The 14,089-nt window shown below is 57.4% G+C and carries 16 protein-coding genes; 9 read left to right on the top strand and 7 right to left on the bottom strand.

All coding sequences use genetic code 11. From position 1 onward, the window contains the following. On the top strand, window positions 1-336 hold a 336-nt coding region (locus ACYQ3M_RS06535; protein WP_460035258.1), incomplete at its 5' end, for a hypothetical protein. Here ACYQ3M_RS06535 and ACYQ3M_RS06530 read toward each other — a convergent pair. Next, complete coding sequence (locus ACYQ3M_RS06530; RefSeq protein WP_460035257.1) at window positions 288-806, bottom strand: YcxB family protein; 519 nt, start codon at window positions 804-806, stop codon at window positions 288-290. The two genes, ACYQ3M_RS06535 and ACYQ3M_RS06530, sit on opposite strands and share 49 nt — an antisense overlap. Before the next feature lie 81 nt (window positions 807-887). On the opposite strand from ACYQ3M_RS06530, the gene ACYQ3M_RS06525 reads away from it, so the two are divergent. Then, window positions 888-1,418 carry a glycine cleavage system transcriptional repressor gene (locus ACYQ3M_RS06525; protein WP_460035256.1) on the top strand — a complete coding sequence of 177 codons (531 nt, stop codon included), beginning with the start codon at window positions 888-890 and terminating at the stop codon, window positions 1,416-1,418. Window positions 1,419-1,456: 38 nt separating this feature from the next. On the opposite strand, the gene ACYQ3M_RS06520 is transcribed toward ACYQ3M_RS06525, so the two are convergent. After that, on the bottom strand, window positions 1,457-2,575 hold the full coding sequence (locus ACYQ3M_RS06520; protein ID WP_460035255.1) for an AI-2E family transporter: 1,119 nt from the start codon (window positions 2,573-2,575) through the stop codon (window positions 1,457-1,459). A gap of 167 nt (window positions 2,576-2,742) precedes the next feature. Here ACYQ3M_RS06520 and ACYQ3M_RS06515 point away from each other — a divergent pair, with 167 nt between their 5' ends. The 6 genes from ACYQ3M_RS06515 to ACYQ3M_RS06490 all read left to right on the top strand — a co-directional run bounded on the left by ACYQ3M_RS06515 (window position 2,743) and on the right by ACYQ3M_RS06490 (window position 9,369). After that, the gene (locus ACYQ3M_RS06515) at window positions 2,743-5,562 is read left to right on the top strand and encodes a ribonucleoside-diphosphate reductase subunit alpha (protein ID WP_460035254.1); all 2,820 of its coding nucleotides are present in this window, start codon (window positions 2,743-2,745) and stop codon (window positions 5,560-5,562) included. Between the two features lie 21 nt (window positions 5,563-5,583). Then, window positions 5,584-6,657 carry a ribonucleotide-diphosphate reductase subunit beta gene (locus ACYQ3M_RS06510; RefSeq protein ID WP_460035253.1) on the top strand — a complete coding sequence of 358 codons (1,074 nt, stop codon included), beginning with the start codon at window positions 5,584-5,586 and terminating at the stop codon, window positions 6,655-6,657. A gap of 10 nt (window positions 6,658-6,667) precedes the next feature. Continuing rightward, window positions 6,668-7,408 carry a DUF748 domain-containing protein gene (locus tag ACYQ3M_RS06505; RefSeq protein ID WP_460035252.1) on the top strand — a complete coding sequence of 247 codons (741 nt, stop codon included), beginning with the start codon at window positions 6,668-6,670 and terminating at the stop codon, window positions 7,406-7,408. Window positions 7,409-7,464: 56 nt separating this feature from the next. Then, complete coding sequence (locus ACYQ3M_RS06500; RefSeq protein ID WP_460035251.1) at window positions 7,465-7,926, top strand: hypothetical protein; 462 nt, start codon at window positions 7,465-7,467, stop codon at window positions 7,924-7,926. Beyond that, on the top strand, window positions 7,811-8,194 hold the full coding sequence (locus tag ACYQ3M_RS06495) for a DUF748 domain-containing protein (protein ID WP_460035263.1): 384 nt from the start codon (window positions 7,811-7,813) through the stop codon (window positions 8,192-8,194). The genes ACYQ3M_RS06500 and ACYQ3M_RS06495 overlap by 116 nt, the downstream gene beginning before the upstream one ends. Before the next feature lie 122 nt (window positions 8,195-8,316). Continuing rightward, window positions 8,317-9,369, top strand: a complete 1,053-nt coding sequence (locus ACYQ3M_RS06490) for a DUF748 domain-containing protein (protein ID WP_460035262.1) — start codon at window positions 8,317-8,319, stop codon at window positions 9,367-9,369. 1 nt (window position 9,370) lies between these two features. Here ACYQ3M_RS06490 and ACYQ3M_RS06485 read toward each other — a convergent pair whose 3' ends face one another. From ACYQ3M_RS06485 to ACYQ3M_RS06470, 4 genes are read right to left on the bottom strand one after another with little or no spacing between them, the layout of a single operon-like run. Beyond that, window positions 9,371-10,156 carry a phosphate ABC transporter ATP-binding protein gene (locus tag ACYQ3M_RS06485; protein WP_460035250.1) on the bottom strand — a complete coding sequence of 262 codons (786 nt, stop codon included), beginning with the start codon at window positions 10,154-10,156 and terminating at the stop codon, window positions 9,371-9,373. Continuing rightward, a complete protein-coding gene (locus ACYQ3M_RS06480; protein WP_460035249.1) occupies window positions 10,153-10,947 on the bottom strand; it encodes a PstA family ABC transporter permease in 795 nt (264 codons plus the stop codon). The genes ACYQ3M_RS06485 and ACYQ3M_RS06480 overlap by 4 nt, the downstream gene beginning before the upstream one ends. Further along, on the bottom strand, window positions 10,944-11,777 hold the full coding sequence (locus ACYQ3M_RS06475) for a PstC family ABC transporter permease (RefSeq protein ID WP_460035248.1): 834 nt from the start codon (window positions 11,775-11,777) through the stop codon (window positions 10,944-10,946). The genes ACYQ3M_RS06480 and ACYQ3M_RS06475 overlap by 4 nt, the downstream gene beginning before the upstream one ends. Window position 11,778: 1 nt before the next feature. Further along, the gene (locus ACYQ3M_RS06470) at window positions 11,779-12,603 is read right to left on the bottom strand and encodes a phosphate ABC transporter substrate-binding protein (RefSeq protein WP_460035247.1); all 825 of its coding nucleotides are present in this window, start codon (window positions 12,601-12,603) and stop codon (window positions 11,779-11,781) included. A 111-nt stretch (window positions 12,604-12,714) separates the two neighbouring features. Here ACYQ3M_RS06470 and ACYQ3M_RS06465 point away from each other — a divergent pair, with 111 nt between their 5' ends. Next, window positions 12,715-13,341, top strand: coding sequence for a hypothetical protein (locus ACYQ3M_RS06465; RefSeq protein WP_460035246.1), 627 nt, complete (start codon window positions 12,715-12,717; stop codon window positions 13,339-13,341). Here the strand turns inward: ACYQ3M_RS06465 and ACYQ3M_RS06460 are convergent. Next, a complete protein-coding gene (locus ACYQ3M_RS06460; protein ID WP_460035245.1) occupies window positions 13,330-14,088 on the bottom strand; it encodes a lysophospholipid acyltransferase family protein in 759 nt (252 codons plus the stop codon). The two genes, ACYQ3M_RS06465 and ACYQ3M_RS06460, sit on opposite strands and share 12 nt — an antisense overlap. Window position 14,089 lies beyond the last annotated feature (1 nt).

The raw sequence follows: 14,089 nt of genomic DNA, 5'->3' as shown, positions 1-14,089 counted from the left end.
GTTTATATTGTTGGTTTGGTTACTCACTACGTGCTAGGGTCCAACATTGTTGCTAAGATTACTGGGGTTCTGGTAAGGAAGGGGAATGATGAGTGTTTGGCTACACAAGTACGCGTGCCTCACAATGGTGAAGGATTCAACAGGCGCATCGAAGTGGTGCTTTCTTGTGCTATGCGTGATTTTACAATCATTGTTGCCCTAGCTGGCGCAAGCCATAACTGGCTAAATATAACTTTTCACAAATGCTTTCATGAGTCTCTGAGACTTTTGTTTGTATTTGTAAAGAATCATTCGGCTGAAGAGATGCGCTTGTCTGCAATTTGGATGAATTTATGAATGTCGCCTTTAGTGGTTTTGCGAGGGATGATTAAGGCTTTGTCTACGTCAAGATAAATGAAAACATAGTGCTTGCTGGCTTCAATTCTGACTATGTCTTTCCAAGGGATACGGGTCTCGTGCTTATCGCGGATTTCTGTAAGAGCTTGTGGCTCAAGGCGGAGCTTGTATTTTCCGATTAATTGTTGCTTGTCGGCATCGCTGTATAATTTAAGAGTCTTATGACGAATGTTGTATTTGATAAGAATGGGTGACACGTAATGCCACAACACAGCAATTAGGCCGATGTAGGCAGCGCCCAGAGGGTTGGCATAATAGGTCCAAACTAAAAGCGCTAGTAAAGCAAGTACCGCAGGGAAAGTAATCTGATGACGGCGTAGAATTTTTTGATAATGTTCTTTATCTTGGAGTTGATGTTCGGTGAGAGCGGTCAGGTCTTGTTTACGGAGTTCGTATTCAATTTCTAGCATATTGAGAAGATATTTGGGTTGTTCGAATTTTCTTATTGTAACTCATAAAGCAAAATTTGCGATCAAGACCCGTGGGGAAATATGCAATTGATCATCTCTGCCCTGGAGGTCCAGGAATCTGATTTGTTTGAGCGTTTGATTGCGGCCATACAAGAAAGTGCTTGTCGTATTTTGGAAAGTCGCATGACTCGGCTTGCGGATGGATACGCATGCTTTATGCTGGCAGAAGGTAACTGGAACCATCTCGCCCGACTCGAAAACTCTCTGACCGGATTACAGCAACGGGCTCAGGTATTTTTTAAGCGATTGTCCGAAAGCGTCGATGCACAAGAAAATAGTGAGCTGCTTTATATTGCTGATATAGTTGCTCGAGATCGTTCTGGAATTTTGTTGGATTTAATTCGATTCTTTAGCGATCAGGGGATCGTAATACAAGATCTTCGTTCAAGTTGTTATCAATTACCTTATGTGGATTCTTCGGTTTGTACTATTCATTTGATGCTGAGAATTCCAGAAGAGATTTCGGTACTTTCCTTGCGTGATGAATTTTTAGACTTTTGCGAACATCTCCAAGTTGACGCAATTCTAGAGCCAGTTAAGCTCGTTTTTTAATGTGAAATTGCATCCTTACCTTTTAAGAGAAGTTTTTTCTAGTAGTGGTATTGATTGATGGCTGAATGGTTATGACTCCGAGGCCAAGCGCTTAATACGGCTTCTATCAAAGTTGCCAAAGGAATGGCAAAAAACACTCCCCAGAACCCCCATAAATCGCCGAAAAACAAGACTGCCACGATGATAGCAATCGGATGAAGGTTGACTACCTCAGAAAATAAAATCGGCACTAGGAGCATGGCGTCTATCGCTTGAATGACGAAATAAGCGATGATGACATACCAAAAAGTATTTGTCAGATTCCATTGGAAATAAGCCACCACCAGAACCGGGAAGGTTACTGCGGTGGCGCCAATATAAGGGATTATTACCGACAAGCCTACTAGAACTGAAAGCAACAAGGCATAATTAAGCCTAAATAAGCTAAAAGTAATATAGCTGGCTAGAAACACGATTAGAATTTCTATTGCTTTTCCTCGAATGTAATTGCCGATCTGAGTATCAACGTTGCGCCATACTTGGGTAATCAGATGAATATCTCTAGGTAAATATTGTTGAAACCAACTTAAAAGTTTTTGTTTATCCTTAAGAAATAAGAAGACTAAAACCGGAACTAAAATAACATAAATAATAATCGTGATAATGTTGATCAGCGAAGCATACGAATAGCTTAAAAGAGCTTGTCCGCCGGTGATCAGTTCTGAGCGTATGGCGGAGATGAGTTCGTTGATTTGGTCTTGGCTGATGAATTCGGGATAAAGTTCAGGCAGGCGATTGAGCAGCGCCAGGCCTTGGGTTACCATCACTGGAAGTTGCTGAACCAATTGCGCAAACTGATGAAAAAGTAAAGGCAACAAGGCAAGGAGACTGAACAAGAGCGCCGCTATGAACGCGGTGAATACGCCGCCTACGGCTACCAGCCTGGGGATTCGCCAACGCTCCAACATCGTTACCAACCCTTCCAAAAGATAAGCGATCACCAAAGCTGCAAAGACCGGCATCAATATGTCCGAGAGCCACGCTACTCCTAAGAAGCCAAGGATAAGCAAAGCCGCCAGCGCGATAGCCTGAGGGGTCGGAAAGATCCGTCGGACCCACTTAAATAGCCAGCCAGTCAGCGTAGCAGATGGCGCAGAATGCAGAGGGGAGTTAGACATCGTAAATAGTTTTTAGTAGCTTGCCTTTTTAGCGAATATTGTGCCAAAAGACGCAAGCTGCGTGACATTTTTTTATTTTTTAAACACAGCATATCGCGGTTGACTAGCAGAATAAGCACTGTATATAGTGTTTAGCCCCTGCAAATCCATCCTAGGAAGGAGAATCTATGCCAGTCGATGCCGTCACCCCCTTGCACCCTGAAATTGAAGCTTTAGCCCCTTCCAGGCTAAGCGCCGAAATTCAGGCCATGATTCCAGGTGAGCTCAAAGTGATCCGCCGTAACGGCAAACTCACTAGTTTTGATCCCAATAAGATCCGTATTGCCATTACTAAAGCTTTCTTGGCGGTGGAAGGTGGGCAGGCCGCCGCGAGTCGGCGGATCCACGATACCGTGGCAGAGCTGACCGAGCAGGTGGTGCGGGCACTTCTGCGGCGTTTGCCTATTGGTGGTTCCATTCATATCGAGGATATTCAGGATCAGGTGGAGCTGGCATTGATGCGCGGCGGCCACCACAAGGTAGCGCGTGCCTATGTGCTGTATCGTGAGGAGCGGGCGCGGCTGCGGGCGGAGAAGGAAAAGCAGGATTTGCCGCGGATCGAACTGCAGGTTACCGATGCCGAGGGGCGGCGTAAACCCTTAGACGAAGCAAGGATGCGCCGGTTGGTGGAGGAATCGTGCCGAGGACTAAGCGATATCGATGCAGAATCGATTTTGACAGAGGCCAAGCGCAATCTCTACGATGGGATTCCTGAATCGGAGGTGATCGATACCCTAATCCTGGCGGCCAGGACTAGGATCGAACAGTCCCCCGATTACAGTTTGTTGGCGGCGCGCTTGCTCTTGGACAAAATTCGCTCTGAAGCGTTGGGTTTCTTTAGCGGGCATTTTGAAACCGCTACCGGAGCCGAAATGGGCGAGCTCTATAGCGCTTACTTTGAGCGCTATATCCGCCGCGGGGTTGAGTTGGGACTCCTCGACCCGGTGCTCGGCCAGTACGACCTCGAACAATTGGGCCATGCGCTCAAGCCCGAGCGCGATTGGCAATTTACCTATCTTGGCCTGCAGACTTTATATGACCGTTATTTTCTGCATTGCCAAGGCATCCGATTTGAGCTGCCCCAAGCGTTTTTCATGCGGGTGGCGATGGGGCTAGCTAAGAACGAGATCGAACGCGAGGCGCGCGCGATCGAGTTCTACGACCTCATTTCCAGCTTTGACTTTATGTGCTCGACCCCGACTTTGTTCAACTCTGGGACCGTCCGGCCGCAACTGTCCTCTTGTTATCTCACCACCGTCGCCGATGATTTGGAAGCTATTTTCAATGCCATTAAAGAAGACGCTTTGCTTTCTAAATACGCCGGAGGGTTAGGCAACGACTGGACGCGAGTGCGGGCGATGGGTGCCCATATCAAGGGGACCAATGGGGCCTCGCAAGGGGTAGTGCCGTTCATGAAAGTGGCCAACGATACCGCCGTTGCGGTCAATCAAGGCGGCAAGCGCAAAGGCGCCATCTGCGCCTATCTGGAAACGTGGCATTTGGACATCGAGGAGTTTCTCGAGCTGCGCAAGAGCACGGGCGACGAACGGCGCCGCTGCCACGACATGAACACCGCCAACTGGGTGCCTGACTTGTTCATGAAGCGCGTTGTCGAAGGAGGCGAGTGGACGCTGTTTTCCCCCGATGAAGTGCCCGATCTCCACGACAAGGTCGGCAAGGCGTTCGAACAGGCTTATCTGAATTACGAGGAAAAAGCCGCACGCGGCGAGATCAAGCTGTTTAAAAAGGTGCCGGCGGTGAGCCTGTGGCGCAAGATGCTCACCATGCTGTTTGAGACCGGCCATCCTTGGATCACCTTCAAGGACCCCTGCAACCTGCGTTATACCAACCAGCACGTAGGCGTGGTGCACAGTTCGAACTTGTGCACCGAAATCACCCTGCATACTTCAGACGAGGAAATCGCCGTCTGCAACTTGGGTTCGGTGAATCTGGCCGCGCACGTGACCGAGCAAGGTCTTGACGAGGATAAGCTCAAGCGCACGATTCGGACGGCGATGAGGATGCTCGACAACGTCATCGACATCAACTACTACAGTGTTCCCAAAGCGCGCCGTTCCAACCTGCGCCACCGCCCCGTGGGGCTAGGAATCATGGGGTTTCAGGATGCCTTGTATAAACTGCGTATTCCTTATGCGAGCGAAGAAGCGGTAGCGTTCGCCGACCGTAGCATGGAAGTGATTAGTTACTATGCTATCTTGGCTTCGACCGAGCTGGCCGAAGAACGCGGCCCTTATCCTTCGTTCCAAGGCTCCCTGTGGTCGAAGGGGATTTTGCCTATTGACTCTATTGAGTTGCTCGCGCAGGCCAGAGAAGGCTATCTGGAAATGGATCGCAGCGCGACTTTGGACTGGGACGCCTTGCGCGAAAGAGTCAAACGCGGAATGCGCAACTCCAATTGTCTGGCCATCGCCCCCACCGCCACCATTTCTAATATCTGCGGAGTGTCGCAGTCGATCGAACCGACTTATCAAAACTTATACGTTAAATCCAACTTGTCGGGCGAGTTCACGGTGGTCAATCCCTACCTGGTCAAGGACTTGAAGGCTCGGGGGTTATGGGACGAGGTGATGATCGCCGATCTCAAATACTATGACGGCAGCGTGCAGCGGATCGATCGCATTCCGGACGATCTCAAGGCGCTTTATGCGACGGCGTTTGAAATCGACCCGCGCTGGTTGGTGGAGGCCGCCTCGCGTCGCCAGAAGTGGCTGGATCAAAGCCAGTCGTTGAACCTGTACTTGGCCGAACCCTCGGGCAAAAAGCTCGATGCCTTGTACAAACTCGCCTGGATTCGTGGCCTGAAGACCACCTATTACCTCCGTACCCTGGGGGCAAGCCGGGTGGAGCGGCATACTTCCCAGGCGGTGGAAGCGGCGGCGCCTAAGGCGTGCTCGGTCTTGGATCCAGGCTGCGAAGCCTGTCAGTAACTTTGCCAAGGAGCTTAAGTTATGTTGAATTGGGATGATGAGCCGCGGATAGATATCAAAACCTCCAGGCGCTCTCTTGCCATGCCGGCGGTGGCCGCCGATCGGGCGGCAGAGCTTAAGGTTTTGGCCGAAAAGCGCCTCGTTGGAGGAAGCAGGCTGACCTCCAACATCGCCCCGATCAAGTATCGCTGGGCTTGGGACGCCTACCTTAAATCCCAGCGCAACTTCTGGCTGCCCACCGAGATCGGCATGGGTGAAGACTTGATGGCGCTGAGAAAGCTTTCAGACTCCGAGCGCCATACCTTCTTCACCACTTTTGCCACCCTCACCACCGCTGACGCCTTGCATCAACGCAACCTGGCGCTGGCGGTGTATGAGCGCATCACTGCCCCTGAAGTGGGCATGGCGGTCATCGCCCAGATGCACCAAGAGACCATCCACTCGATGAGTTATCAGCACATCATCGAGTCGCTCAACTTCGACGAAGACGAGATTTATCTTTTGTATCAAAAAGTTCCTGAAATTCGCGCCAAGTTCGAATACAGCAACGCCAAGACGGAAGGGCTGCAGGGGCAAAACGGGGACCTTAAAGACTACGCCCGCGGCCTGTTTTTCTATTACATGATCTTCGAGGGAGTTTGGTTCATGGCGGGATTCTGTCCGATCTTTTCCATGCAGAGAAGGCGGCTGATGGTGCGCACCGGCGAGCAGCTCCAATACATTGCCCGCGATGAATCGGGCCACGTCGCTTTTGGCCGGGCTCTGATCTGGGCGCTGTGGCAGGAAAACCCAGAGAGTCGCTTAGAAGAATCCGAAGCCCACGCCCTGATGCGCGAGGCGCTGGAGCTGGAAGAGGCTTACGCGGCATACACGGTAAAGCCCATGCTTGGGTACGATCTTAAGCTTCATCTGCGTCACGTCAGATACCTGGCCAACCGGCGCTTGTTGGATCTGGGCTTCTCCCCTCTCTATCCGGCGTCTGAGGCAGAATCTTTGCCGTGGTGGGAGGAGCAGATCGGCTTTCGCAAGGAAAAGAACTTTTTTGAGACCCGCGTCACCGAGTATCAAACCGGGGGAGCGCTGAGCTGGGAGTGAACAGGTAACGGTGGCTTCCCGAACGGCTAAGATCGCCGGCAGGCTGGCCGCAAGCGCTGCGTTGCTGTTAGCAGGATACGCGTTGGCGGGCTTTTTCCTGCTGCCGTATCTGGTCGAGCGCTATGTTCCCCGCTATGCGCAGGAACGCTCCATCCGCGCCTCGATCGGCGAAGTGCGCGTCAATCCCTTCCTGTTCACCTTCGAGGCCAAAGATTGCAAGTTCGAGGAAAAGCGGTTGTTCCCGACGGCTTCAGGGTCAGCCGAATCCGGTCTGCCCGGAGTGCTGGTCCGCCATGCGCGCCTGGGCCTTGGCCGTCTGACTTTTTGCAACGAGTCCGGTCCGACCGCGGCCTGTGCGCAGTTCGACCCCATCGACCTGGAATTGGATGGCATTTCCACTTGGCTTGAGCCGGCAGGCCGCTACGCGCTCACGGCGCGGCTGCCCGGAGGCGGGGGAGAGCTGCGCTGGCGTGGGGAGCTGTACCTTGCGCCTTTTCAGTCCAGCGGTCGGATCGAATTGGCAAAGTTCAAGCCAGCCGCCGTGTGGCAATTCTTTCAGGATCGATTCAACCTGGCAGACCCCTCGGGCACGCTCGATTTCAAGGCCGACTACCAGGTGGCGTTTGAGCACGGAGTATCTAAGTTACTGCTCAAGGATTTGTCCCTTGCGCTGACGAAAGTCGGGCTGAGAGCGAGTAAGGCTGCCGAGCCGATGCTGGAGCTAAAAACGCTTTACCTAGCGATTTCCTGAGTCAGGAGGCCAGCTTCGGCACCCTGAGCATCGGGCCAGGGCGCGTCCTGGTTGCGGTGGACCGGCGCGGGACGCTCAACTGGCAGCCCGGCAGCAAACCTTGGTCCCTGGCGCTTGATTCCCTAACGCTTGAGGATTGCGCGCTGGCGCTTGCCGACCGGGGCCTGACGCTTGCCCTTTCGCTCGATGTCCTCGCGCGCAGCATCGAGGTGCGCAACCTGTGCAACGACGGCAAAACGCCTGCGGAATTCAAAGCCGCTCTTGCGCTCAAGCAGGGAGGCGCCATCACTATAGACGGCCAGTTGGGGCTGGATCTGGGTTCGGCCTCGGCCAAGCTGACGGCCTCCCGGCTCAACCTAAGCCCCCCTTGCCCCCTATGTAGCGCATTTCCCTACCCTGCGCCTGGCCTCCGGGGAAGTCTCTGCCGCTGGCCAACTCGTCTATGCCAAGCCTGCTGTCGGCTATACCGGGTCGCTGAACGTGGCCGGCCTGCGCCTCGACAAGGCCGCAAGCGGTGAGCGGTTCCTTGCCTGGCGGTCGCTTTCCGCAGACTGCTCATTCGGGCTGGCGCCCGATCACCTCGACATCGCGCAGGTACGCGTGCTGCAGCCGGAGGTCAAGATCGTCATCTTCCCCGACCGCAAGACGAATTTGGGCAACCTCCTCAAGGTGAGGGGAGAAGGCGCAGCTTCCGCTTTCTTTAGGTCCGAAAGCGCCACTTTCCCGATGCGTGTGGCGCAGCTGCAGATCGAACGAGGGGAAGTGGATTTTGCGATTTCAGCCTAGTGTTGCCTTTTTACCCACATCCGCGACTTTAGCGGCGGCGTAGGTGGTATTTCCTCCAATCCGGCAGGCAACGCCCGTCTGCGCCTGAAAGGCCGGGTGGACCCGTACGGCCTGGTCTAGGTCTGGGGGCGCTTAAAACCTTCCAACCGAAAGCGTTTACCGACATCAGTGTGGTGTTCCGCAACGTCAGGATGCCGCCGCTCACCCCCTATAGCGCGACCTTCCTCGGCCGCAAGATCACCTCCGGCGTGCTCGACCTGGACCTCGACTATCGGATCGAGCGCGGCCGGCTGGTCGGCAAGAACTCGGTGGTGCTGAAGGACTTCACGCTGGGGGAGCGGCTGAAGTCACCGAAGGCCATCGACCTGCCTTTGGATTTTGCCATGGCCCTGCTGACCGATGCGGACGGTAGGATTAGGATCGCTGTGCCGGTGCAAGGCGATGTCGGTGACCCCAGATTCGATTACGGGCAGGTGGTCCGCCAGGCGCATCGGCCTGATCAAAAAACTGTCACTGCGCCGCTAAAAGCGCTGGGGGCGATGTTCGGCGGCGGGGCCGAGCTGCTTAGAACGATGGCGTTCGAACCGGGAAGCGATAGGCTGCTGCCCCCCGAGCAAGAAAAGCTGGTCTACCTGGTGCAGGCCTTAAGGCAGCGGTCGAAGCTGGCGGTTGTGGTGCCGGGGCGCTTCGACGAGCGCCTCGACGGCCGGGCGCTGCGCAGCCAAAAAGCGCAGCTTGCCCTGGCGCGCAGGTTGGGCATCGCGTTGGCGCCGGGGGAGGCTTTGGCCCCGCTCGCTTTCGCCGACGCCAGGACTCAGATTACGCTGGAGGAGGAGTTTGTGGCGCGCGGCAGGCCGAAGGCTCTGGCCGAGTTCGAAGCCGAATACGAAAAAACCGCCGGCCTTAAGGTCCGGCGGGTCAATCGCTGGCTTGCCCGGCTCGGGCGGGCCAGCCCCGATGTGGCGTTCTATCGGGCCATGTTCGAGCAGCGGGTGGCGTGGGAGCCTTTGTCGGCAACAGCGCTGACGGCTTTGGCGCAGCGGCGCCAGCAGGCGATCGTCAAGGTCCTCACCGACGCCGGGATAGGCTCTGATCGGATCGTTACCGGCGATGTGGCCCCCGTAAAGCGCTCCCGGGAGCAGGAGGAGGTTCCGCTGCGCCTTGCGCCGATCTAGATCACAGGTCGCAATGGCAAACCGCCCATTTGAGGAATTCGCGCGACTCGACCCGCGATGGGCGGGTGAAGAACTCCCCCGCGGGCCCGCTTTCGATCACCCGCCCCTCGCACAGGAACACGATTTGCCGCGCAAGCCGCCGGGCCTGATCCAGGTCGTGGGTGACCCATAACAGCGGCAGCTTGGCGGCCAGCGCCAGGAGTGAGGCTTCGACGGCGGCGCGCGCGCGGGGGTCGAGCGAGGCGGTGGGCTCGTCTAGCATCAGGATGGCAGGCTTGAGCACCAGAGCGCGGGCGATGCCCAGGCGCTGCTGCTGCCCCAGGGAGAGTTCCGCCGCCGGGGCCTCCAGTCGATCTTGAACTTCTGCCCACAGGGCGACCTGCTCCAATACCTGGCGCGTTTCCGCAAGGCCAGTCCGTTTTCTTGCTCTACGCGCCAGGCCGAAGAGCAGGTTGGTGCGGATCGAGCCGGGAAAGACCACCGGTTTCTGCCCGATCAGGCCGAGGTGGCGGCGCAGAGCCTCGACCCCGCCAGGCCAGTTGCGGGTCGATACACCGCCGACGAGGACCTCGCCCCGCCAGTCGTCGTAGAGGCGGTTTAAGCAACGCAGCAAGGTGCTCTTGCCCGCCCCCGAAGGGCCGATCAGGCAGGTGATCCCGGTGGTCGGCAAGGTGAACGAAACCCCGTTGAGGACCTGACGGCCGCTCAGAGTCAGATGCAGGCCGATCACCTGCATCGCCGAAGCGGTCTGCGGGGGCGCAAACGAGATGGGCTCTTGAGCCTTCATCTGCGCCTTCCTCGCCCTATCAGCGTGCAGCCAAATACCAAACCGATCAGCGCCACCGCCGCTGCCCAAGCGGTATCAATCGCACGCTCGTCCACCCCTTCCTGGGCTAGGTAGAAGATGTGGGTCTGCAGGGTAGTGACCGGGGAGAACAGCGAATCCGGCCAGACGATGCCGGAGAAGACCGCGGCGGTAAACAGGATCGGCGCGGTTTCCGAGAGGGTGCGCGCCATTGCTAGCAAAAGTGCGGTGGCAAGACCGGCTCCAGCGCCCGGCAGCCAGACCCGAGCTACGACCGCCCATTGTGACAGTCCAAGCGCAAAGGCGGCTTCGGTCTGCTCTTGAGGAACCCGGGCAAGGGCCTCCAGCGCGCTCAGGGTCAAAGGTGGCAGGATCAAGGCGGCTAGGGTCAGGATGCCGGCAAGGAGACAAATGCCCCAATGCAAAAGCTGGACAAAGACTGCAAGGCCGCACAGGCCGTAGACGATGGGCGGTATCCCCTGAAGCAGATAAAGTCCGGTCAGCCAGCGGTCTTTCCGATACAGCCGCACCCACACCGCCAGCCCCAAGGCCACGGGCGCGGCAACCGCGCACGCCCCTGCGGTCAACAGCGCAGAGCCTACAGCCTGGCCAGCCAGCCCGCCGCCGAGGCCGAAGCCTTCTGCCTCCCCACCCAACACTTGCCTAAGCCCCGGTATTCCCCGTCCCAAGATGTAGCCCAGCGCCACCACTGGCAAGAGCAGCGCCGGCAAGGCGAGAAGGGAAATCAGCACTTTGACGGTCCAGGTTTTCATTGGCGTTCTCGCCGGTGGGCGAGCCAGGCGATGCCGCTGCCGGCCAGACCCAGAAGCAAGGCGCACGCCATCAGGGCGGCAAAGTGCAGGGAGCCGAAAGCCACCTCTCCGATTTCCCGGCCGATCCTGGAAGTCAAGGTCTGGGCTGGCTGGAGCGGATTCCACCAAGGCTTGGGTAAGCGGTCGAGGGAACCGACTACCAGCATCACCGCCAGGGTCTCCCCCAGCACTCGGCCCAGAGCCAGCAGGATGGCGCCTCTTATTCCTGGCCAGGCCTGGACCAGAACCACGCGAAAGAGCAAGGCCGGCCAGCCCAGCCCCAGCGCTTGGGCGGCCTCGCGCTGCTCGGCTGGGACAGCGCGTAGGGCATCCTCACCTAGGGTCACCAGAGTCGGCAGGATCATCCATGCCAGCAGCAGCCCGGCCGCGAGCAGGCTGTGGCCGGTGGGAAGATCGAAGAGTTGCGCCAGGGCCGGCAGCAGCACCCACAGCCCGATTAGGCCGTAGACCACCGCCGGCACTGCAGCCGAAAGTTCCATGCCGATCCTGGCTGCAGTCCGCCAGCGCGCGGACAACAATTCGGCGCTCACCACCGCCGTGGCGACCCCTATAGGCACCGCGACCGCCAGCGCCAGGAACAAGGTCCAAGCGCTGCCGACGATGGCCGGCAAAAGCCCGTAGCGCCCCGCATGCGGATACCATTCGCTGGCGAAGAGGGACTTAAATCCCGGGCCGGTCCAAAAGGCAAATGAGGCATAGACCACAAAGCCGGGCACTGCCAGCGCCACCGCGAGCGCCAGCAGGACCGAAAGCCTCAGCCACAGCCCCATCTCAGCGTACCGGTAAGTAGCCGACCCGGGAGACGATCGCCTGGCCTGCAGGCGAAAGCAGAAAATCGACGAAGCCGCTGACCTCAGGTGGGGCGTTTTCCGGGACCAGCAAGAACAGGTCCCGGCTGATGGGATAGCGGCCGTTTTGGACGTTCTCTAGGGTGGGCAGGACCGGTTCGCCGCCTGCGGCCACCGCCACCGCTCTGACTCGGTCGGTGAGCCAGGCATTGGAGAGCATGCCGATGGCGCTGTCGCTGCGGGCGACGATCGCCTGTTCTTCGTTGTTGGAGCCGGCAACGATCATGGCACCCGGCGCTCGCGTTTGGGCATCGCCCAGCACCGCTTGGGCGAAGACGTGGCGGGTGCCGCGGTCGGGTTCCTTGTCGATCACCAGGATGCGGGCGTCCGGTCCCCCGAGTTGTTTCCAGTTGGTGATCTCGCCGCGGTAGATGGCGGCGATCTGCTCCAAGGTCAGGGATCTTATCCCGCCTTCGGCGACCGCTTTGGAGACCACCACTGCCACTGCGTCGCTGGCGAGGGGGATGAGCTTGGCCTTGCCGACGAGGCGGGTCTGTTCTTCGGCAGTCGGCTCGCGCGAGCTCATCCCAAGGTCGGCGCTGCCTTGGAGGATGGCGGCGATCCCTACCCCCGAGCCACCGCCGGCGACGGTGATCTTCACCGCCGGATGGCGTTTTTGGTACTCCTTGGCGGCCTCGGCGACGATCGGCAACACCGTGGAGGAGCCCACCACGCGCACGGTTGGGGCGGCATCGGCCCGGATGACCAAAACTCCTAAGAGCACCAGGGAAAAGGCAGTCTTCAGCATGGTTTTTAAGCTTTAAGTCGCAAAACGGCCGTCTGCTTTACATCAGCATTGAACTTTTGCCTGCCGTCTGTCAATGTATGCGGGGATAAATTTGAACGGAAGGAGGGACTGATGCCTAGAATCGGTTGGCTATTGGCAACCTGGCTGGTTGCAGGCCTAAGTTTCGGCCACGAGGGGCATGGGCATGATGACAAAATCGGCGGGGTGCCCCTGGCCGATTTCCGTGTGAATGAACTTAGGATTCCCTGCGTCGAAGTGCAGAACCTGGATCCGAGCGTGGACGGCCAGTTTTTCGACGTGATTTTGGACCGCCGGGGGAATTCCATGAACTTCGAACTCAAATTCGCCGAGGTGGAAAACCCGCAACTGTGCCAGGCAATAGCCGATTTCGCCAAGTTCCACGACGACGACTTCGAAGATGCCGGAGACGCCACGAGAATCCTGGTGATCTGCGAAAGGCGGCAGAGCCGTTCCAAGGTCTCGGTCAACGCGGAAAATCTGATCGCTGGCCGCTATGCGGCACAGATCGTCTCGGGCGCCAGCGTAGCCAACTCTGCCTTAAAGGGCACCGAGGGCGATGAGGTGGAATTCGATTTCGACAGCGATCCTGCCGATATCGCCGAAGGCGCCACCGCCATCGCTCCCGATTTCATCCAAGGGACGGTGTCGGCAAAGATCTTGAATGAAGCCGGCGAGACTGTGGTGGCGGTCGATTCGGTGCCCTGTTTAAACAAGTGACCCCCTGGCAGGGTGGCCTTGCGGGACGGAGGCTGTAATTTCAGCCATCCAGGATTCGATCCATTGTTCCGCTTTGCAGTTGATCTCTGAGGCGCTGCCAAAGAGGGGGGGGCCGATGCGTACCCGGATCACGCCTGGATACTTGAGAAAGCTGCGCCGCGGCCAGCATTCGCCGGCGTTGTGGGCGACCGGCACGACTGGAACGCCGGCGCGCTCGGCCAATGCGCCTCCGGAGCCGGCGTATCGCCGCCTCTCCCCGGGGGCAACGCGGGTGCCTTCCGGGAAGATGATGACCCAGTGTCCCTCTTTAAGCCGCGCGAGCCCCTGTTTCTGTAAGGAGAGCATAGCGGCCCGAGGCTGGCTGCGGTCGATGGCGATATGCCGGTAGCGGGCGAGGCACCAGCCGAAGAACGGGATCTTAAGGAGCTCTTGCTTGAGCACATAAACCGCTTTGGGAAAGAGCAAAAACAGCATTAGGGTTTCCCAAGCCGATTGGTGTTTGCTCAGAACTATGCCGTTTTGCTCTGGAATATTCTCGATCCCTTGGATTTCGTAGCGGATTCCGCAGAGGGTGGAAGCTGCCCAAATCAAGCTGCGCGCCCAAAGGCGCGCCAGGAGATAGCGGTATTCGTAGCGGGGAAGGAGCGAGACCAAGAGCACTAAAGGAGTCAGCAGCACGGTGATCATCGTCTGGACGGCCAGGAACAGGGCCGAGCGCAAGTAAATCCCAAAACCTGCCTTGTCCATG

It is taken from the genome of Methylothermus subterraneus (assembly GCF_054656915.1).
This window is presented reverse-complemented; position numbering and strand designations above follow the sequence as displayed.